Consider the following 19,869-nt stretch of genomic DNA (forward strand, 5'->3'; position numbering starts at 1 on the left):
TAAAAAGAGATTAGGGGGAGACAAAGATGTTGCAATTAATTGGATTGCGAAAGCCTGTCCTATTTTATATAATGGCAGTTTTGCTGGTGCTGACTGCTTGCGGTAATGCTAACGAAAATACTTCTGCAAGTGAAGATGCAGAGCCCAAAGAAGGAGGCGAACTGGTTTATGGCCTGGCAACAGCGCCGGACAGTCTTGACCCTCATACGAGCGGGATGGCTGTATCCACGAGGGTGAATAACAGCATATATGAAAAGCTCGTTTATCAAACAGAAAATAATGAGATAAAACCGTGGCTTGCAACTAGCTGGGAGGTATCGGACGACCAAAAGTCTTTTACATTCAAATTAAGAGACGATGTTACTTTTCATGATGGCAGTAAATTCAATGCAGAAGTAGTTAAGTATAACTTTGACCGCATCGTAAATCCTGAAACGAAAGCTGCTAGTGCATATGCTTTGATTGAGAATTATGAGTCTTCCGAAGTGATAGACGAATATACCATAACCATTCATTTCTCAGAGCCTGCTGCAACCTTCTTAAGTAATTTAAGTCAGCCTAAATTGGCAATTGTTTCAAAAGAAGCTGCTGAAAAATATGGCTTGTCTCTAGCAACAAATCCAGTTGGCTCTGGGCCATTTAAGTTTGTGAATCTTGATGAGAACAATGAAATTGTCTTGGAAAGATTCGATGATTATAATCGGAAAGCTCCCTATGCTGACCATGAAGGAAAAGCTTATTTAAATAAGCTTACATACAAAATTATTCCTGAAGAGGCAACGAGAATAGGCAGTGTCCAAAGCAATCAATTAAATGCGGTTGAAACAGTGCCGCCACAAGATCTTAAGTCAATTAAAGCAAATGGAAACTTGCAAATTTATGAAACACAAACAGCAGGGATGCCATATGGTCTGTTTGTAAATCCGGAAAATGAGCCATGGAATGAATTAGAAGCACGATTAGCACTGAAGGAAACGATAGACGTAGATAATATTGTTAACACGCTTTATCTAGGAACATATAAGCGCGCATGGTCTGTCATAACACCAACAATTCTTGGATATGACAAGGCACTCGAAAATACAGAGAAAATTGATATAGAGAAAGCTAATAAACGATTAGAAAGCCTTGGCTGGACGAAGAATAGTGAAGGGATAAGAGAAAAGAACGGTAATCAACTGGTGCTTCGTTTAATAGACAGCAATGTTAACAGAGAGAAGCGCCACGATATTGCTACAATCATTCAGCAGCAATTAAAGGAAATAGGGGTAAAGCTTGAGTTTACTACATCAGCAGACTATTATAATATCACTAAAAATGGCAAGGATTATGATGTAATTGGCAACAGCAGGGTAGCTGGTGATCCTGATGTGCTCCGGCTATTCTTCCATTCTGATAATCTGCCTGAAAATGGCGGTTCAAGCCTCGCTCGACTTCATGACAGTGAAATTGATCAATGGCTGGAGAGTGGTGAGTTGGAGACAGATGCAGCTAAAAGGGCCGACTTATACAAAAAGGTGCAGCAAAAATTGATTGGGCAAGGATACTTTATTCCTATTTATGTCTTCCCATATACTGTAGCAACATCTAATGAAGTTAAAGGTTTAACCTTTGATTCACAAGGCTATCCGCAGTTCAACGATGTTTTCATTAATTAGTAATAAAGAGAAAATTATAAAGATGAGGGATCGCCATGAAATTCATTTTATTTTCACTTATCAGCAATCACGTGAATCCTGTGAGCGGTGAAACATTTACCGATTATCAGAAACTGGAAAATGTTATAAATCAAGCTGTTCTGGCAGAAGAGCAAGGATTTGATGGTTTTGGAGTGGGGGAAAGGCATGGTCCGCCATTCCTTTCCTCCTCTCCAGCAGTTGTACTGTCGACGATTGCGGCAAAAACTACAAAAATACGGTTATTGACTACTGTAACGGTTTTAAGTGTGTTGGACCCTGTCCGGGTTGCAGAGGATTTCGCTACATTGGATCAATTATCAAAAGGACGGCTTGATTTAATTATTGGAAAAGGCAATGACCCGCGGCATTATCCTTTGTTTGGAATAACAGAGGAAGAACAGTGGGAATCACTGTCAGAAAGGTATGATTTATTAAAAAGACTATGGGCGGAGGAGTCTGTTACATGGAACGGAAAGTACCGTGCGCCTTTAGAAAATGTCACAATTGAGCCAAGGCCATACCAAAAGCGAATTCCCATCTGGCATGGAAGTGCATCCAGCACGGCTTCTACTGAATTAGCAGCGAAAAATGGTGATCCTATTTTCTCATCTAATGTTTTTCATCCACTGAAAAAATATAAGCAGCTGATTGATCATTATAAGGAAAGACTGGAGTTCTACGGGCATGATTCTAATAAGGCAGTAATCGGATCTGGAGCAGGCAGCTTATATATTGCCAACACGAAGGAGAAGGCTATAAAGAAATATCGTCCTTATTATGATGCTTTTATGAATACAGATGCTTCCAAGCACAATAATTCACCTTTTAATGATTTAGAGGATTATATTGAAAATGGTCCGTCTTTAGTCGGATCAGCAGAATCTATCATTGAAAAGATTTTACTTTACCACAAAGCTTTCGGTCATCAAGTGCAGGGGTTAAGTGTGGATGGACTTAGCGAAACAGAACAAAAAGAACAAATTCAACGATTTTCTGAAGAAATTCTGCCTGTTTTGCGCAAGGAAATTCCCGATTTTATTTGGAATCAGCCGAAAAAAACAGCTTCTAACTACCTTTAAACCTAGTATTCTTATGGGATTATATTAATTATTAGTTTTATTGAATTGATGCTTTACTAATACTAATTAGTCAAAGAGTGAAAAAAATATTATAGTATACATATCCAATCAGATTACATGGATATAAAAGCAAGTAAGGAAGGAGCGGAGAGCTTAGGTAGGTAAATGCAACTTGACTTTCAATAACTAGAAAAAAGTATCAACATCTTTATTGAAAAAATATACAGAATGGAGAATTTGTATGAGTGAAGATATCTTTCGAATTGCAACAAAAGAAGATGCCCCAGCATTTCTAGAATTATTGTCCAGTGCATTCAAGTCGGTTGGAGAATTAGGCATCAACTGGCCTTCCACAAGAGCCACGCTTGAAATGGTTACGGAAAATATCGTTAATTCCACAGCTGTCGTCATGGAACGGGACGGCAGACTTATCTCAACTATTACAATCCGCTTTCCATGGGAAAGTAAAACTCCTGTATCGGGCTACCCGTTTGTTTGGTGGTTTGCGACAGCACCCGATTTAAGCGGACAAGGAATAGGCAATAAATTATTGGACTATGTAGAAAACACTCTGCTGCGTGACACATTTAAGGCTCCTGCCTTTACCCTTGGTACATCCGGCAAAAAGCATCCTTGGCTATTGGAAATGTACAAACGGAAAGGCTACAAGGAATATTTCCAGCATGAAAACGATGGAGACATCGGAGTACTGATGTATAAAGTGTTAATACCAGAACGCTTTGATAAGAGTATTCTCGGAACTCCGCCGTTTGTGGACGCTAAAGCTGAAAAGACTTCTGTATAACAAGAAAGGAGGCAACCTATGGGAGAGTTTTTTAAATGGGAATACGTAGTTTCCCTCTTCCCTAAAGTGTTAAGTGCTCTTCCGACAACCTTATTGATTGTATTGATTGCCACACTGATTGGAGCTGCTGTAGGCTTACTAATTGCGTATCTGCGTATAGAAAAGGTGCCTGTACTCAATCAACTTTGTATCCTATATATTTCCTTCGTAAGAGGAACACCGATATTAGTGCAAATGTTTATCGTTTTCTATGGTCTACCAAGCTTGCTTGGGGCCATGGGAATTGATCTTTCTCAATGGGATAAAATCTATTTTATTTATATAACTTACGGATTAAATACGGCAGCATTCTTTTCTGAAATTTTCCGTTCTGCCATATTGAGTGTGCCTGCATCACAATATGAAGCAGCTGCCTCGATTGGATTGACGAAAGGACAGACATATCGAAGAGTGCTTATACCGCAGGCGAGCAAGATTGCGATGCCAAGTCTCGGTGCCTCCATCATTAATCTTTTGCAGGACACTTCTCTTGCCTTTACTTTAGGGATATTAGATGTAATGGGCAAGGTGCAGACTTTAGGAGCTTTATACTACCGAGTTATGGAAGGTTATTTCATTGCTGCCGTTATTTTTGTCGTATTGAGCATTGGATTAGAGCAATTATTTGGTGTTCTCGAGAAGAAATATCGTTACCCGAAACGAAGCAAAAAAAGCATCAGAACACCTATTTTGACTAATGGCAAAAAGCTGCTTTTGATGCCGAATGGAAAAAACAAAGTGAATTAAATATTAAGGGAAAGTGGGAAAAGTCATGAGAATACTGCCGAAATTTAAATCGTGGAAGGTTATTGGTATTACAGCTGCATTAGGATTGGTGCTGGCAGGGTGCGGAAATGGAGATAATGCAGAAAGTGCCAGCGCAGACAACAATGATTCTGATGCGAAAGAGATAATCGTCGGAACTGGCAATGCGTATCAGCCATTTGTTTATTTGGATGAGAACGGGAAGCTGACAGGATATGAAAAAGCAGTGCTCGATGCAGTCGATGAAAAACTTACGCAGTATAAATTTAAATACGAGTCATTTGAATTTAAAAATATTCTGCCTGCACTTGATGCAAATAAAGTAGATTTGGCAGCACATCAGTACGAAGTGAATGAGGAAAGACAAGCAAAATACTTATATGGAAAAGTAGGTTACACGGATTACACAAGCTATATCGTAGTAGATGCTAATTCAGGTAGCAATTTTAATACATTAGATGATTTGGCAGGTAAGAAAGTTTATACATCAACAGGAAGCAACCACGCGTATATTTTGGAGCAGTACAATGAAGAGCATGACAACAAAATAGATATAGTATATGGCAGCGGTGCTAATGAGGTGCTTGTAAAGGATCTACAAACTGGAACAATTGACGCAACATTGCTGACTAAGTTTGATGTAAACAAATTAAATGAGCAATTTAAAGCCGATTTAAAAACATCAGGTGAGCCTGCCTATGTTTCCAAAACATATTATCTATACAGCAAGGATGATACAAAGCTGCAAGAAGATATAGATGGAGCTCTGCAAGAGTTAATTGATGAAGGCAAACTTTCTGAGATTTCACAAGAAGTTTTAGGAGGAGATTTTACTAAGTAAGAAAGGAGGGAAATGATATGGATTTTGATTTCCCATTTATGTTTAAGGCTTTGGCTGCGGCACTGCAATATTTGCCAACAACCTTGCTGCTAGGATTTTTGCCTTTGATATTAGGTTCAGTGTTTGGTCTTGTCATTGCGCTTGTACGATTTTATGAAATCTCGGTCCTTTCCACTTTCTTTAAGTGGTTTGTGACCATCTTTAAAGCGATTCCTGTCATTCTTATTTTATTAGTTACTTATATTATCAGTTCCGATATGTTGGATCAGCTGGCAAAGTCTTGGTCATGGGATATCAGCTTCAAAAATATTGACAGAAGATGGGTAGCAATTTTTGCTTTAACATTATACGCCACTAGCGGTTTGTCTGAAATCTTTAGAGGATCACTGTCTGCCATCCCAAAAGGACAGTTTGATGCTGCATATTCAATAGGACTATCTGGGGCACAAGTAATTAGGAGAGTAGTAATTCCGCAAGTATTTCCGATTGCCTTTCCTATGATAAACAGTACGCTAATTTCCTTGATTAAGGCATCCTCTTTAGTATCGATGGTTTCAGTTGTTGATATATTGAATGGTGCGCTAATTGAGGCAAACGTCAATTATCGCTTCCTAGAAGCTTATGTGGCTGCATCCTTAATTTACTGGCCCGTTTGTGCCGCACTAGAGGGAATATCATCCGGCTATGAACGTTATTTCAGCCGCAGCAAAAGGAGAGGCTTCGCATGATAGAAATTAAAAAAATCTCCAAAAAGTTCGGGAAAAATGAAATTCTTAAAGGAATTGATCTGCAAATAAAAAAGGGTGAGGTTGTCGTCATACTAGGCCCAAGTGGTTCAGGTAAAACAACTTTCTTGAGATGCCTGAATTTTCTGGAAAGGGCAGATTCCGGCGAGCTGACAATAAGTGATAAAAGGGTTCATTTCAAGAAGGCAAGTTCTAAAGATATATTGGAGCTCAGACGAAAGACAGCGATGGTCTTTCAGCAATATGACTTATTCCTCCATAAAACAGCGATAGAAAACATTATGGAAGGACTAGTGATAGCTAGGAAGGTGTCAAAGGATAAAGCGTATCAAACTGGATTAGAACTGCTGGAAAAGGTCGGCCTAAAGGATAAGGAGGATTTTTATCCCCACCAGCTGTCAGGCGGTCAGCAGCAGCGTGTCGGTATTGCGAGGGCACTTGCTTTGAATCCAGAGGTCATTCTATTCGATGAACCTACCTCCGCCCTTGATCCAGAATTAGTCGGAGAAACACTAGATGTCATAAAAAAGGTTGCCGAAAGTGGTGTCACAATGGTTATTGTCACACATGAAATGAGCTTTGCATATGACATTGCCGACAGAATCGTTTTTATGGAAGATGGTGTCATTGTTGAGCAAGGCACCCCAAAGGAAGTTTTTGAACAAACAAAGGAAGAACGAACAAAACAATTCCTTGCTAGGTTTTCCTATGAAAGATAACAGTAAACATCCCAATTGTGTAAGCAGCTAATCAATTGGGATGTTTTTTATTTATTGCTATCGAACAATAAGTACTAATAAGTAGGATATAAAGTTATTAAAACCATGCGCAATGATGGAAGTTTCTAAACGATTTGTCTTTATATAGACTAAGCCTAAGAAAAATCCTAACCCGCTGTACAATATCATCCCAGGCAAAGAGAAACCGGCAAGCATATGCATACCGCCAAATAATATGGAGCTAAACAATAATCCTAAATATTTATGCTTGGTGAAAATATGTCCAATGATAACTTTGCGGAAGAAAAATTCCTCAATAATTGGCGCAAGTATCGTTACTTGAATAACAGTAATGAAGCTTGTACGAATCATTTGCTCTACCGCTTGCTGGTTTTGCGGAGCTTCCTCCATATTCAGACCGAACAACAAAGAGATAATGACAACTACAATCGCAGTTGCTATTTTTCCTCCGAAAAAAACATAAACAGCATATAACAGATCTTTACCTTTTACAATTGGTTTTTTCCACTGTAATAATGACGTTTTTACATAGAGAAAAACGATAAATCCTAATATGAAAAATAGAATGAGAAGGTTAAGAACAACGCTCAGCATTGGACTGCTGATTTGATAATCCCCAAAAGCTACCTCCTTCGTTGTTCCTACTCCAACTAAGTAAAAAAGTAATTTAATCCCTATCGGAAAAATTGTCATCATCAATAAGTATGTAATAAAAATCCATATGTATTTATTTTTGATGAGTGTTTTCAAAAGCATGTCTCCTTAAAACAATAATAAAACAATTATACTAGATTTATTTTCCAGTTCATAGCAAAAGGGTGGTTATTGGTGAATGTAATCAAGCTAATGTAAGAAATGTTAAGGTTAAAGGAAAATACCTGACGCTTTTTTATATTTATTCTTAAATAAGGATTATTTTAATAAAAACGGGGTAATAGTTTCATAGGATAAAATTGGACAATATTGTCCAAATAGTAATGAGAAAGGGATGAAGAAGGTTGAGAAACGAACAGTCAAAGAATGAAAATAAACGAGAAAACGAAGATACATTAACGAATAGACAGGGACATCCTGTAACGAATAACCAGAATATTCGGACTGTCGGCAACAGAGGTCCCGCAACGTTAGAGAATTATAATTTCATTGAAAAAATTAGTCATTTTGACAGGGAGCGTGTTCCAGAGCGTGTTGTACATGCCCGTGGTGCAGGTGCTCACGGTTATTTCGAGGCATATGGCACAGCTGGGGATGAACATATCTCCAAATATACACGTGCTAAGCTTTTCCAAGAAAAAGGCAAGCGTACTCCTGTCTTTGTTCGTTTTTCATCTGTCATACATGGAGGGCATTCACCGGAAACGCTTCGTGATCCAAGAGGGTTTGCTGTGAAATTCTATACAGAAGACGGAAACTGGGATCTTGTCGGAAATAACTTGAAGATATTCTTTATTCGTGATGCAATGAAGTTTCCTGATATGATACATGCCTTTAAGCCAGACCCAGTCACGAATATTCAAAGTCCAGAGCGGTTCTTCGATTTTTGTGCAAGCTCACCGGAAACATTCCATATGGTGACTTTCGTTTATTCTCCTTGGGGAATTCCCGCAAACTACCGCATGATGCAGGGATCAGGTGTCAATACATATAAATGGGTGAACAGCGAAGGAGAATCGGTTCTGGTGAAATACCATTGGGAACCAAAGCAAGGAATTAAGAATCTTACTCAAAAGGAAGCCAATGAAATTCAGGCTACTAATTTCAATCATGCCACTCAAGACTTATACAATGCCATCGAACAAGGGGATTACCCAGAGTGGGAGCTGTTTGTTCAATTTATGAGCGATGAAGAACATCCTGAGCTAGACTTTGACCCGCTTGATGATACGAAGCTGTGGCCGAAAGATGAGTTCCCTTGGATTCCAGTAGGTAAGATGGTTCTTAACAAAAATCCAGAAGACTATTTTGCAGAAGTAGAGCAGGCAGCATTTGGTACAGGTGTCCTTGTGGACGGCTTAGAGTTCTCAGATGATAAAATGCTTCAAGGACGAACATTCTCTTATTCTGATACACAGCGCCACCGTGTAGGAGCAAATTATCTTCAGCTCCCAATCAATGCACCGAAGAAGAGAGTTGCTACTAATCAAAGCGGCGGTCAAATGCAGTATCATGTGGACCGAAAGGACAAGCATATTAACTATGAACCTTCTATTCTCGGCGGCTTGAAGGAAGCAGAGCCTTCTGGCAAGGATTATAGTCCAAGAGTTGAGGGTAATCTTGTCCGCGAATCTATTGACCGAAACGACAATACAAAACAAGCAGGTCAAACGTACAGGGAATTTGAACAATGGGAAAAGGATGAATTAATCTCCAATCTTGTCGGAGACTTGTCTCAATGTGATCAAAGAATTCAAGATGCAATGATTGCACTTGCTGAAGAGGCAGACGAGGAATACGGGCACCGTTTGCGAGAAGGATTGGCTAATGCTGCAAGCGATAAGCCTAGCAGTCATCCATTAGGAAACAAGGAAAGTGATAAAGCACCAGAGCAAGCGGTTGAAAAGGGGCATGATGCAGATCCTTATTAATTGATATACACGTAAAGAACACCCTTTAGGTAGAGAGCAGCATAAACTCTCATTAACGAGAGATGCTGCATTTCTCCCTGAAGGGTTTTTTATTTGTGATTAACCATGATAACGTGCCAAAGTTATAAAAGTGATATTTAAAAGGAGTAAACGGATAGTATATAATATTAATTCTAGGCAAATTAAGAGAAGAATAAATGATAGTGAATGAAAAATAATTAATTACTGGAGATTCAAAAAAATGGATTGGAAACCAGATAAAAGTAAAGGAAAAGCCGTTTATAAGCAGATTGCAGAGCATATAGAACAAGGGATACAGAATGGATTGTTTCCGATTGATAAACCATTGCCATCCGAACGTAAGCTTGCAGAGGCTTATAAGGTCAACCGCAGTACAATTGTTGCAGCCTATTCAGAGCTGGAAGCAAATGGTCTAGTCGAAAGAAAGCGAGGGAGCGGGACGATTGTCAGCAAGGATATATGGGGGCTGACAAAAAGGCGAATCCCAAGCTGGAATAAATATATAGAAAGAGGTTCTTTTCAGGCTAATATGCCTGTTGCTCAGCGGATAAGACATATATCTGAGGAGTCTAGTCTTGTGAATTTTGCCAGCGGTGAGCTTTCAAATGAACTTATGCCGGAGGATTATGTCAAAAAAATAATCAATTCCCAAAGTTTTACTGGCCACTTAGGATACGATCATCCACAAGGGAATATTGAGCTTCGTAAAACGATCAGTGATCATGTAAAACGCGATAAGGGGATAGTAACTACCCCCGATTCCATTCTAGTTACTTCAGGAGCCCAACAGGCTATTCATCTAATTATTGAATGTCTTTTGAAACCAGGGGATGCTGTAGTTATTGAAAATCCGTCTTATCACTACAGTTTACCGATTTTTAAATCAGCAGGGCTAAAGGTATTTCATTTGGATGTAAGCAAAAAAGGTATTAATCCAGAGGAGCTTATTGATTTGCACAAAAAGCATCAAATAAAAATGATATTTTTGAATCCTATCTTCCAGAATCCTACAGGGATGATTTTGCCTGCTGCTAAACGGAAAAGAATATTAGATATTTCCTCAGAATTCGGCATCCCCATTGTCGAGGATGATCCATATAGTCTCCTTAACTATACAGAGGAAGATACAAATACATTAAAGTCATTAGATGAAAATGGGAATGTCCTGTATATAAGCTCCTTAACTAAAATTGCTGCTTCTGGTTTCAGAATTGGCTGGGTAATCGGACCAACTCCCGTTATAGAGAGGCTTGCAGATGCAAAACAGCAGTTTGATTTCGGGCATTCTGTCTTCTCCCAATGGATTGGCACTGAATTCTTACGTTCTGATTACTTTACAGAGCATATTGAGGCTTTAAAAAGCAAATTGGAGCAAAAACGGGATATTATGATAGATAGTATAGCAGAAATTCTGGGAGAGCAAGTTGACTACTATTTTCCCCACGGAGGTATCCATTTATGGTGCAGATTAACTGGCGGAATGGACGAAATTCGCTTGTTAGAACAATCGATTGAAGAGGGGGTTATATTCACACCCGGCTCTATCTTAGGCACGAAATCTGGCTATATGCGGTTAACATACGGTAAAGTAGACGATCAAGAAATCCCGGTCGGTATAAACAGGCTTGCTAAGGCATTAAGAAAAATAACCAGCACCTAAACATAGAATTAATATATGAAAAATAAAATTTTAGCCGATTAATCATCCATTAATCGGCTTTTTTGTGTGGAAAACAGTATTAATGAGTATGATTACCATTATCGATTAGGTATTTAGAACTATTTAGATCGATTTATTTATGACGAAATAATTATTAAAGAATAATATACCAACAATGTTGTTATTTAGTAATTATGGTAAATGTGTTTTACAGCTTTTACGATAAATTATAGCTTAGGAGGATACAATAACAACAGTATGCTAGAAAAAGCTTTTACCGATTTTCTAGTATTATGGTAGCACTTTCTTTTATGCAGTATCTTCTTGAAACAAATTAGCACTGTTTATACATTTTGCTTATCGATTGATAAATAAAGTTAGTGCTTAGTTTTTTTATTAGAGGAATGCAGGAGCATGTATCTGCAAGCAAATCTTTTACACAATTAAAGGAGGATATTCAATATGTTAAGTTTTGAATCATTAGGAAAGCAGTTTATAAACGGTGAGTGGCGAGATGGTAATAGCGGCAAAGCGATGGAAAACATTAATCCTTATAATGATGAGATTTTAACAAGCTTTATTATCGCAGACAAATCCGATGTGGATCTGGCATACCGTGCAGCAGAGAAGGCAAAGGAAGAATGGGATAAGGTAAATCCTTATAAGAAGCGGGATATCCTCGAGAAAGCAGTATCTTACATAGAAGCACATGAAGAAGAAATTACAGACCTAATCATCGACGAACTTGGTGGCACAAAACTTAAAGCAGCGTTTGAAATTGGTTTAGTAAAAAATATGATAAAGGAAGCTGCAACTTTCCCATTGCGTATGGAAGGTAAAATCTTGCCTTCTGTAGAGGATGGGAAAGAAAACAGATTATATAGAATTCCAGCAGGTGTAGTAGGGGTAATTAGTCCATTTAATTTTCCTTTCTTCTTATCAGTTAAATCAGTAGCACCTGCTTTAGGAGCGGGAAATGGTGTTGTCTTAAAGCCACATGAACATTCGCCAGTAACAGGCGGAACACTTATTGGCAAAATTTTTGAAGAAGCAGGAGTTCCGAAAGGGCTATTAAATGTAGTAGTCACAGATATTAAAGAAATTGGAGATACATTTGTAGAACACCCAATTCCTCGGATCATTTCATTTACTGGTTCAACTAAAGTCGGAAGCTATATTGGCCAATTAGCTGTGAAAAACTTTAAAAAGCCATTACTTGAACTTGGCGGCAATAGCGCGTTTATTGTGATGGAAGATGCTGATTTAGAATATGCAGTTAATGCTGCAACTTTTAGTCGATTTACCCATCAAGGACAAATTTGCATGTCTGCAAATCGTATTCTAGTGCATGAATCCATTTATTCCACATTTATTGACAAATATGTTCAAAAGGCAGCGTCATTGAAAACAGGGGATCCTAGAGACCCAGAGACAGTAATTGGACCTGTAATCAATGACAGACAGGCACAAGTATTAGCAGACATTATTGAAACTGCGATAAAAGAAGGTGCAAATCCATTGTTAAGAGGAAAAATTAAAGGGAGATTAGTAGAGCCTACTATACTTGAAGTAAAAGATCCAGAATCTAAACTAACTCAAGAAGAATTGTTTGGCCCGTTAGTTTGTGTCATACCTTTCAGCACGGATGAAGAAGCCATCACTATTGCTAACAATACACCTTTCGGATTGAGCGGTGCTATTCACACAGCTAATGTGGAAAGAGGAGTAGAAATTTCTAAGAAAATCCATACTGGTATGATTCATGTAAATGACGTAACGATTAACGATGAACCAATCGTAGCCTTTGGCGGTGAAAAACAATCAGGGCTTGGCCGCTTAAACGGTGAGTGGAGTTTAGAGGAGTTTACGACATTAAAATGGATTTCCGTTAATTACGGACAAAGGTTATTCCCTTATTAATGATAGAAAGAGGTGGAGAAATGATAGATGTAAAAGAGGAAAATAAAGGTGCTGTAACTTCTGAATTGCTGGAGGCTTTTATTAAAGTAGCACCTTATTTAAATAATTTAGTCCAAGACGATATCACTATCGGAATTTATGATACGGAAAAATTATTAATGAATGTGCCTGGTAAGAGTTTTTCTTTGAATGTAACTCCTGGGGATCCATTAGCGGAAGGTGACATCATTACAGAGGCAGTGAGACGTAATGAAGCCAAAGCGGCGATGGTACCGAAAGAATTATTTGGTTTTCCATTGATAGCAAGAGCCATCCCTTTACATGACGAGAATGGAAGAGTAATAGGGGGAGTCGGTTTAGGGACAAGTCTAGAGAAGGCAAACCAGCTTTATGAAATGGCTGAAAGTTTTTCGGCTATTGTGGAAGAGACAGCAGCATCCATCGAGGAAATCAGTACATCTGTCTCCCAGCTTTCTGAACAAGTAACAGAAGTTTCCTCTCAAATAAGCCAAGTAAGCAACAGTGCTGAGGAAATTGGAAACATATCGACTGTAGTAAAAGGAATATCAGACCAGAGCAACCTGTTAGGCCTAAATGCTGCAATTGAAGCAGCCAGAGCCGGAGACTCTGGTAAAGGCTTCTCAGTTGTAGCAAATGAAATTAGGAAACTGGCCACTAATTCTAAAGATAATGTTGGTCAAATTAACGATATTACAAAAACCATTCAGAACTTAATTAAAGACCTGGGAAATGCGTTTAATAATATTAATAAATTAACAGATACGCAGGCTGGTTCCATTCAAGAATTCTCTGCAACCATGCAAGAAATGAGCAAAACCGCTCAAGAGCTGGCAGAATTAGCTGAGAAATCGATACAGACAAATAACTAGAAGCAAAAAAAGAATTCACTGGTATGTGCAGTGAATTCTTTTTTTATATCAATTGGTTTGTTCATTGCTATTCAACCTCTATCGTAAAACGATAACCGGTTTCTATAGAAGAATAATACTCATCATTTTTATGTTTATATGGATCTGGGACAATAACTGCAGAATATTCATATAACCCCTCTTTATCCGGAGCTGTAATAAAAAATGTGCCGTAATCAATAAAATTAGGATCATTTTTTATAAATAAATAAGGAGCACCATTCATCTCTATTTGTTTCCAATCTAACATACTTATAATTAAATAATCCTTTGCCTCTGGATATTTTCCAGCGTTATAAGCTAGTTTAATTTTTTCACCCTTTTTGGCTTTTAGGTTGTATGGCGGATATAATATTTCTTTAAAATTATTAAAATTTTCATTTACCATTAATCCTTGATATTCAGCTTTTATCTTTTTTTCAGGAGAAGTATACTCCTTATTAGAGTTAAACGATTGATTGCTTTTATTAAAAGTAATCTCATAGTCTAGGGTCATTCCATATTCATTTGTCATGGCTTCAATTGTACTTGCATTTTTTTCAGGAGATGCATAGACAGCCACTAATAGCTTATGTGAATGCTTATCTGCAGTTATATTTGAGGCTAGCTCAATTGGAAACCTAATTGATTTACCTGTCTCCAAATGAAAGGGGTATGAGCTCTGATAATTTTTATTATCAATTTTAAAATCGACTTCTTCGTAATCATATAATACTTTTAAAATATAGTTACCAGTATTTCCTCGATTGTCAAAGTGAACTTCTAATTTATCTTGCGGGCTATCCATTACAATGGTTCCATATACTTGGCTTTCTTGTTCTATGACTAGACTGTTTAATTCTAGTGAATAACCTGCGCCTAGGTCTAAGCTATCTTGAGGTACATTAGAAATCTTTATATTGCCTGTTTCTTCTCTTCGTTCTGAATTTTTAGACAAATTTAAATGTATAATTAAAAAAATCACTACAATTAAAAGTAATAAAGCTAAAAAAAATGTTTTTTTTCTAAATAGAAAATTAATCAACGACATCTCCTTCCGTTAAATAAAGCTACAGAAATGTCTGTAGCTTTTAATTTTAGAATTTTAAAGTTGTGTTAGCTGTTTCTAACGATGATGTTTTCTTTTTCTTTAATTGATGATATCCGTGGAAAGTAGCTTTTTCTGTAGAGGCTACTAGTTTTGAAGTACTCACCTTACTAGTATTATTTAAACTATGCCATCCGGTTGAACTTGTAGAAGTACCATTATTGTTACTATTAACTTTAGCCTTTAAAAAATAAGCTGTACCGCTATTAACAGTTGTTGAAGCAGAAGCACGAGGTTTAAGTCCTAATGGATTGGAACCAGTTAAAGTTCCCTTACCTGAAGAAACAGCTCTTGCTGAAGCACTGTTGCTAATACTAGACTCGTCCTCTAAGGTGATTGCTGGTCCTTCAACATCCTCATTTTTTACATCAGTAGCACTTACTGAACTTGCTAATAATCCAAGGGCGATAGCAAAAGAAATTACAACTTTGACATTGTTTAATCCACACTCCTTTTATAAATATTTTGATGTTACAAAACAATCATATATTAATCTGAACATGTCTAAAATAAACTTGTGTAATCGTTCATAATATGGACGAACAAGTTTGAATATTTGTTGAAGGTTTGTTTTTCTTAAAGGGTTTTAGAGCAAATTTCCTGAATTAACGAAATAACTTACTATAAAAATCAAAAACTTACATCAAAATTTGGATATTTGTATATTTTGTTCTTAATTTAGACAAAAACATTTTTTATATAAAGGGAGAATAGGAAAATTACCTCAAAAAACAAAAATAAATTATAAGTTGCTTTACTTTAGGATAAGTATTCTTTGGCTTAGTCCTTATCTTTTCACAACACAAGGTGTTTTTTATGATAAATATATAGCTTTTGAATAGGGGAATTAGGTTATAAGTGTTCGCACTTTTAGTATGAGTCCTAGCTTTAGGGAAGGAATGAGTAATAGTAAAATGCCTATTCATTAAAAAAGGAAAAATCCATTTCTATGGCGAAATATAATAGTACTTCAACTATTCTGATAAACTAAAAATTATTAAAAAAGACTAGGAGAATTATACATGTATTTCGTACTAGATATCGGTGGAACATTTGTTAAATATGCGTTGATGGATACTGCAGGAAATATTTCTTCTAAAGGGAAAAAACCAATGCCTCGTACGAATTTGGCTGATTTTGAAGAGGTGTTGTTCAGTATCTTGGATAATCATGATTTATCTGCAGTAAAAGGAATTGCTGTCAGCTGTCCAGGGACAGTGGATGTAGAGACTGGCACGATTTATCATGGTGGATCTTTCCCGTTTCTTCATGAAGTGAATCTAGCGAAAAGAATTGGGGATAGATATGGAAAGGATGTTACCATTGAAAATGATGGTAAATGTGCGGCATTAGCTGAACTATGGCTTGGCAGCATTAATGGTGCTAAGGATGCAGTTGTCTTAGTGCTTGGCAGCGGTGTAGGCGGAGGTATAGTTATTGACGGCAAGCTGCATCGAGGGGTTAATCTCTCAGCAGGTGAAATGAGCTTTGTAATGGATAAAATCAACATGGAAACAAGAAAAGCCCAATACTTTGGCTCTGATTGTTCGGCAGTGCAAATGGTGCGCCGTATTGGTGAAGCAAAGAATTTGGACGATCCAACGGACGGTGAAGCGGTATTTGAATACATCATCAACCAAGATGAAGAAGCGAATGCTATTTTTGATGGATTTTGTATTTATCTTGCTTCTCAAATATTAAACTTGCAATATATATTAGATCCGGAAATCTTTGCGATTGGCGGCGGTATCAGCGCACAGCCAATACTTATTGAAAGAACAAAATGGGCATTAGAGGAAATAAAAAAACAGAACCCGCTCCATATGGCAAATCCTAACATTACAGTCTGTAAGTTTCAAAACGATGCTAATCTTTATGGTGCACTTTATCACTTTTTTGTTAATAGAGAAAAGGAAATAGTGATTAAAGAAATTTAACTGGTATGGAAAAAGAGGAAAAAGAGGAATAGCCTCCTGTATGGGGGTATTCCTCTTTTGCTCTCTATTACTTATACTTACTAACCAATTCACTAAGCGGCATTGCCAGCATGGAATCAAAGCGGTAATCCACTTCACAGAACTGCATGGCATTTGTTACTTCGTTTGGGAATATGACAATATTCAAGCCTGCTGTTTTTGCAGCTTGCGCTCCGTGTGCTGAATCTTCAAATGCGATACATTCTTTCGGCTCCAATCCCAGGCAGCGGGCTGCTTCTATGTAAAGTGCTGGATCTGGTTTTACTTTTTCTACATCATCAGAGGTTTTGATACAGTCAAAGTAATCAAATAGACCTAATCTTTTTAAATGACTTGAAACCCACTCATAATTGGAGCTGGATGCAAGGCCGATTTTTAAGCCTGCTGATTTGGCTGTTTCCAGATAATCTCTTACTCCTGGTCGCTCCTGTTCTGATGCCAGCTTTTTCAAAAAGTTCTCTTTGAAGGTACTTTCTATTACCGCTAAGTCCAGTTTTTTCTTAGCTTGCTCTTCCAGGTATACGTATGGGGAAAAATCGGTGTGTGTGCCTATTTCCTTTTGCCATAATTCTAATGGCAATTCACAGCTGTGTTCTGCAAACAGCTCTTGCAATAAATGATACTGATGTGTTTCTGTGTCAAAAATAAGCCCGTCAAAGTCGAAGATGATACCTTTTATCATATGTTCCTCCTTAGATACACTTTTGTTAACATTAACATGAGAGTATGTAGGGGTTCAATACGTACCCTTACACTTCATAATATTAACATAATCTAAATAAACATAAAAAAACCCCACACAAAGGCAGGTTTTTTTATTTCACTTAGCTGTTCGACAAGGAATATCCTTGCTTTGTTGCAGGCTGTTCACTGCTAACCATTTTGTTAACGGCACTGAATAATGCCTTAATGGAGGAAGTCATGATGTCAGCATCAATTCCGCATCCCCAATAAATAGCGCCTTTATCGGTTGCAAAGCCTACATAGGAAACTGCTTTCGATTCAGAGCCTGTTTCTAGGGCATGCTCTGTATAAACAAGGTCTTTATATTGGATACCTAACGAAGATTGAAGGGCATTGCTGATGGCATCAAGTCGGCCATTTCCTGTACCGCTGAATTCCTGTACAGCTCCATTCTGTTTAACTGACACGGTTGTGTCATAGCTGTCATTTTGTGAAAATCTATACTCGATATACTCAATAGGCGAGCTGATATTGACATATTCCTCTATAAATATGTTATGAATTTCATCTGGCATAAGCTCCTTATGAAGGCTGTCTGAAACTTTTTTGACAGCATATCCGAAGCTCTCACGCATTTTTGCAGGCAGATCCAAGCCGTAATTCTGTTTAAGTATATAACCGATTCCGCCCTTGCCTGATTGGCTGTTAATTCGGATAATATCTCCTTCATATTGTCTGCCGATATCCTTTGGATCAATTAAAAGATAAGGGACTGTCCAATAGTCGCGTTCCTTTTCTTCACGCCATTTCATCCCTTTAGCAATAGCATCCTGATGGGAACCGGAGAACGCTGTGAACACTAGCTCACCGCCGTATGGATGTCTTTCATGAACCGTCATTCTAGTCAATTTCTCATACTTTTCTAGAATGCTAGGAATGTTATCGAAATTCAGCTGTGGATCAATTCCATGGGAATACATGTTCAATGCTAGTGTAACAATGTCAACATTACCTGTTCTTTCACCGTTTCCAAACAATGTGCCTTCCACTCTTTGAGCACCTGCAAGCATCCCAAGCTCAGCATCTGCAACGCCTGTTCCTCTGTCATTATGTGGATGAAGAGACAGGATTACATTGTCCCTAAAGCTTAAATTTTCGCTCATGTACTCAATTTGACTTGCGTATACATGAGGCATGGACATAGAAACCGTTGCAGGCAGATTGATGATTACATTGTTTTCAGCTGTTGGCTGCCAAATATCCAGCACACTGTTACAAATCTTTAGGGCGAATTCTATTTCTGTTCCAGTAAAGCTTTCAGGTGAGTATTGGAACTTGAAATTGCCTTCTGTTTCAGCCGCATATTTTTTTAAAAGCTTAGCGCCTGTCACAGCAATATCAATGATCTCTTCCTCTGTTTTTTGGAATACTTGTTCCCGCTGTGCAACGGAAGTGGAATTATACAGATGCACAACAGCTTTATTCACACCTTCTAATGATTCAAAGGTTTTCTTAATGATATGCTCCCTTGACTGTGTAAGCACTTGGATTGTGACATCTTCTGGGATTAGGTTTTGTTCAATTAGTGTCCTCAAAAAGGCGTATTCTGTATCAGATGCTGCGGGAAAGCCTACTTCTATTTCTTTAAAGCCTACTTCTAACAGCAATTGAAAATATTCCAGTTTTTCTTCTAAGCTCATCGGCACAACAAGCGCCTGGTTTCCGTCACGAAGATCCACGCTGCACCATGTCGGAGCCTTGTCAATATACTCCTTCTCTGTCCATTTCAAACTTGTTACGGGAGGGGTGAAATAACCTCTGGAATATTTTTCGATATTTTTCATCACTGCCAACCACCTTTTTGAATTAATTTACTCATGAAATTTTGAAAGAAAATAAAAAAAGCCTATCATCTCAATAAGAGACGACAGGCTTTGCCTTCGTGGTACCACTCTTTTTGATCTGCCTGAAATAAGACAGACCCACTTTACGACTTGATTACGGGAGTCAGCCGTTAAGACTTACATTTCAGCCTTACCACTCCTGGGCGAGTTGGGGGAGTTTATTGTCTGTCTTTCACCAGCCGACAGCTCTCTAAGCAATAAATATCCCTTAATACTCCCAATCCTAGCGTTTCGTTTTCTTAATTTTCTCCATTTTATAATTAATTTTGAATTCAGTCAACAGAGGATTTTTCTCATTTTGAAACTTTTCTAAATTGTCTAGTAATTTGTTATATTTTCTGACATTGTTTTTCTCTATTGTAGGAAATCTATTGTTCGGTTATTATTAATTCTTATATTCAGTATTAGA

16 protein-coding genes and 1 other annotated feature are annotated in these 19,869 nt (G+C 37.8%); of the genes, 12 read left to right on the plus strand and 4 right to left on the minus strand.

Annotated features, from left to right (window positions below; genetic code table 11):
• Window positions 1-26 precede the first annotated feature (26 nt).
• The 7 genes from M3600_RS14200 (at window position 27) to M3600_RS14230 (ending at window position 6,673) form a co-directional block, all read left to right on the plus strand.
• On the plus strand, window positions 27-1,658 hold the full coding sequence (locus tag M3600_RS14200) for an ABC transporter substrate-binding protein (RefSeq protein ID WP_251646474.1): 1,632 nt from the start codon (window positions 27-29) through the stop codon (window positions 1,656-1,658).
• A 35-nt stretch (window positions 1,659-1,693) separates the two neighbouring features.
• Window positions 1,694-2,758, plus strand: coding sequence for an LLM class flavin-dependent oxidoreductase (locus M3600_RS14205; RefSeq protein WP_233316959.1), 1,065 nt, complete (start codon window positions 1,694-1,696; stop codon window positions 2,756-2,758).
• A gap of 241 nt (window positions 2,759-2,999) precedes the next feature.
• The gene (locus M3600_RS14210; protein WP_233316958.1) at window positions 3,000-3,563 is read left to right on the plus strand and encodes a GNAT family N-acetyltransferase; all 564 of its coding nucleotides are present in this window, start codon (window positions 3,000-3,002) and stop codon (window positions 3,561-3,563) included.
• An 18-nt stretch (window positions 3,564-3,581) separates the two neighbouring features.
• Window positions 3,582-4,349: an amino acid ABC transporter permease gene (locus M3600_RS14215; protein WP_251646476.1), complete on the plus strand. Its 768-nt coding sequence runs from the start codon at window positions 3,582-3,584 to the stop codon at window positions 4,347-4,349.
• 25 nt (window positions 4,350-4,374) lie between these two features.
• Window positions 4,375-5,208, plus strand: coding sequence for a transporter substrate-binding domain-containing protein (locus M3600_RS14220; RefSeq protein WP_237943355.1), 834 nt, complete (start codon window positions 4,375-4,377; stop codon window positions 5,206-5,208).
• Between the two features lie 17 nt (window positions 5,209-5,225).
• On the plus strand, window positions 5,226-5,936 hold the full coding sequence (locus tag M3600_RS14225; protein ID WP_251646478.1) for an ABC transporter permease subunit: 711 nt from the start codon (window positions 5,226-5,228) through the stop codon (window positions 5,934-5,936).
• Window positions 5,933-6,673 (plus strand): amino acid ABC transporter ATP-binding protein, encoded by a 741-nt coding sequence (locus M3600_RS14230; protein ID WP_233316954.1) that lies wholly within the window; start codon window positions 5,933-5,935, stop codon window positions 6,671-6,673. The genes M3600_RS14225 and M3600_RS14230 overlap by 4 nt, the downstream gene beginning before the upstream one ends.
• A gap of 57 nt (window positions 6,674-6,730) precedes the next feature.
• Here M3600_RS14230 and M3600_RS14235 read toward each other — a convergent pair whose 3' ends face one another.
• A complete protein-coding gene (locus M3600_RS14235) occupies window positions 6,731-7,444 on the minus strand; it encodes a CPBP family intramembrane glutamic endopeptidase (RefSeq protein ID WP_251646480.1) in 714 nt (237 codons plus the stop codon).
• A 248-nt stretch (window positions 7,445-7,692) separates the two neighbouring features.
• Between M3600_RS14235 and M3600_RS14240 the strand changes: the two genes are divergently transcribed.
• The 4 genes from M3600_RS14240 to M3600_RS14255 all read left to right on the plus strand — a co-directional run bounded on the left by M3600_RS14240 (window position 7,693) and on the right by M3600_RS14255 (window position 13,770).
• Window positions 7,693-9,279, plus strand: a complete 1,587-nt coding sequence (locus tag M3600_RS14240; RefSeq protein ID WP_233316952.1) for a catalase — start codon at window positions 7,693-7,695, stop codon at window positions 9,277-9,279.
• Between the two features lie 241 nt (window positions 9,280-9,520).
• Complete coding sequence (pdxR, locus tag M3600_RS14245) at window positions 9,521-10,960, plus strand: MocR-like pyridoxine biosynthesis transcription factor PdxR (protein ID WP_233316951.1); 1,440 nt, start codon at window positions 9,521-9,523, stop codon at window positions 10,958-10,960.
• 462 nt (window positions 10,961-11,422) lie between these two features.
• Complete coding sequence (gene yfmT, locus M3600_RS14250) at window positions 11,423-12,880, plus strand: benzaldehyde dehydrogenase (RefSeq protein WP_251646482.1); 1,458 nt, start codon at window positions 11,423-11,425, stop codon at window positions 12,878-12,880.
• Window positions 12,881-12,900: 20 nt separating this feature from the next.
• Window positions 12,901-13,770, plus strand: a complete 870-nt coding sequence (locus M3600_RS14255) for a methyl-accepting chemotaxis protein (RefSeq protein ID WP_233316949.1) — start codon at window positions 12,901-12,903, stop codon at window positions 13,768-13,770.
• 67 nt (window positions 13,771-13,837) lie between these two features.
• Here the strand turns inward: M3600_RS14255 and M3600_RS14260 are convergent, their stop codons facing one another.
• Window positions 13,838-14,833 carry a hypothetical protein gene (locus M3600_RS14260; protein WP_251646484.1) on the minus strand — a complete coding sequence of 332 codons (996 nt, stop codon included), beginning with the start codon at window positions 14,831-14,833 and terminating at the stop codon, window positions 13,838-13,840.
• A 1,085-nt stretch (window positions 14,834-15,918) separates the two neighbouring features.
• On the opposite strand from M3600_RS14260, the gene M3600_RS14265 reads away from it, so the two are divergent.
• Window positions 15,919-16,833 (plus strand): ROK family protein, encoded by a 915-nt coding sequence (locus tag M3600_RS14265; RefSeq protein ID WP_233316946.1) that lies wholly within the window; start codon window positions 15,919-15,921, stop codon window positions 16,831-16,833.
• Window positions 16,834-16,900: 67 nt separating this feature from the next.
• On the opposite strand, the gene M3600_RS14270 is transcribed toward M3600_RS14265, so the two are convergent.
• Together M3600_RS14270 and M3600_RS14275 are read right to left on the minus strand one after the other, a co-directional pair.
• The gene (locus M3600_RS14270; protein WP_233316945.1) at window positions 16,901-17,554 is read right to left on the minus strand and encodes an HAD family hydrolase; all 654 of its coding nucleotides are present in this window, start codon (window positions 17,552-17,554) and stop codon (window positions 16,901-16,903) included.
• A 142-nt stretch (window positions 17,555-17,696) separates the two neighbouring features.
• Complete coding sequence (locus tag M3600_RS14275; protein WP_251646537.1) at window positions 17,697-19,400, minus strand: 2-isopropylmalate synthase; 1,704 nt, start codon at window positions 19,398-19,400, stop codon at window positions 17,697-17,699.
• A 73-nt stretch (window positions 19,401-19,473) separates the two neighbouring features.
• Window positions 19,474-19,694, minus strand: a binding site (T-box leader).
• Between the last annotated feature and the right edge of the window lie 175 nt (window positions 19,695-19,869).

This window comes from Niallia sp. MER 6 (assembly GCF_023714395.1).
In the GTDB taxonomy this organism is placed as follows: Bacteria; Bacillota; Bacilli; order Bacillales; family Cytobacillaceae; genus Niallia.

Excerpts from the sequence above, each read along its gene's own strand:
- M3600_RS14200 (WP_251646474.1), top strand. The coding sequence starts at position 27 with ATGTTGCAATTAATTGGATTGCGAAAGCCTGTCCTATTTTATATAATG.
- M3600_RS14205 (WP_233316959.1), top strand. The coding sequence starts at position 1,694 with ATGAAATTCATTTTATTTTCACTTATCAGCAATCACGTGAATCCTGTG.
- M3600_RS14210 (WP_233316958.1), top strand. The coding sequence starts at position 3,000 with ATGAGTGAAGATATCTTTCGAATTGCAACAAAAGAAGATGCCCCAGCA.
- M3600_RS14215 (WP_251646476.1), top strand. The coding sequence starts at position 3,582 with ATGGGAGAGTTTTTTAAATGGGAATACGTAGTTTCCCTCTTCCCTAAA.
- M3600_RS14220 (WP_237943355.1), top strand. The coding sequence starts at position 4,375 with ATGAGAATACTGCCGAAATTTAAATCGTGGAAGGTTATTGGTATTACA.
- M3600_RS14225 (WP_251646478.1), top strand. The coding sequence starts at position 5,226 with ATGGATTTTGATTTCCCATTTATGTTTAAGGCTTTGGCTGCGGCACTG.
- M3600_RS14230 (WP_233316954.1), top strand. The coding sequence starts at position 5,933 with ATGATAGAAATTAAAAAAATCTCCAAAAAGTTCGGGAAAAATGAAATT.
- pdxR (WP_233316951.1), top strand. The coding sequence starts at position 9,521 with ATGGATTGGAAACCAGATAAAAGTAAAGGAAAAGCCGTTTATAAGCAG.
- yfmT (WP_251646482.1), top strand. The coding sequence starts at position 11,423 with ATGTTAAGTTTTGAATCATTAGGAAAGCAGTTTATAAACGGTGAGTGG.
- M3600_RS14255 (WP_233316949.1), top strand. The coding sequence starts at position 12,901 with ATGATAGATGTAAAAGAGGAAAATAAAGGTGCTGTAACTTCTGAATTG.
- M3600_RS14265 (WP_233316946.1), top strand. The coding sequence starts at position 15,919 with ATGTATTTCGTACTAGATATCGGTGGAACATTTGTTAAATATGCGTTG.
- M3600_RS14270 (WP_233316945.1), bottom strand. The coding sequence starts at position 17,554 with ATGATAAAAGGTATCATCTTCGACTTTGACGGGCTTATTTTTGACACA.
- M3600_RS14275 (WP_251646537.1), bottom strand. The coding sequence starts at position 19,400 with ATGAAAAATATCGAAAAATATTCCAGAGGTTATTTCACCCCTCCCGTA.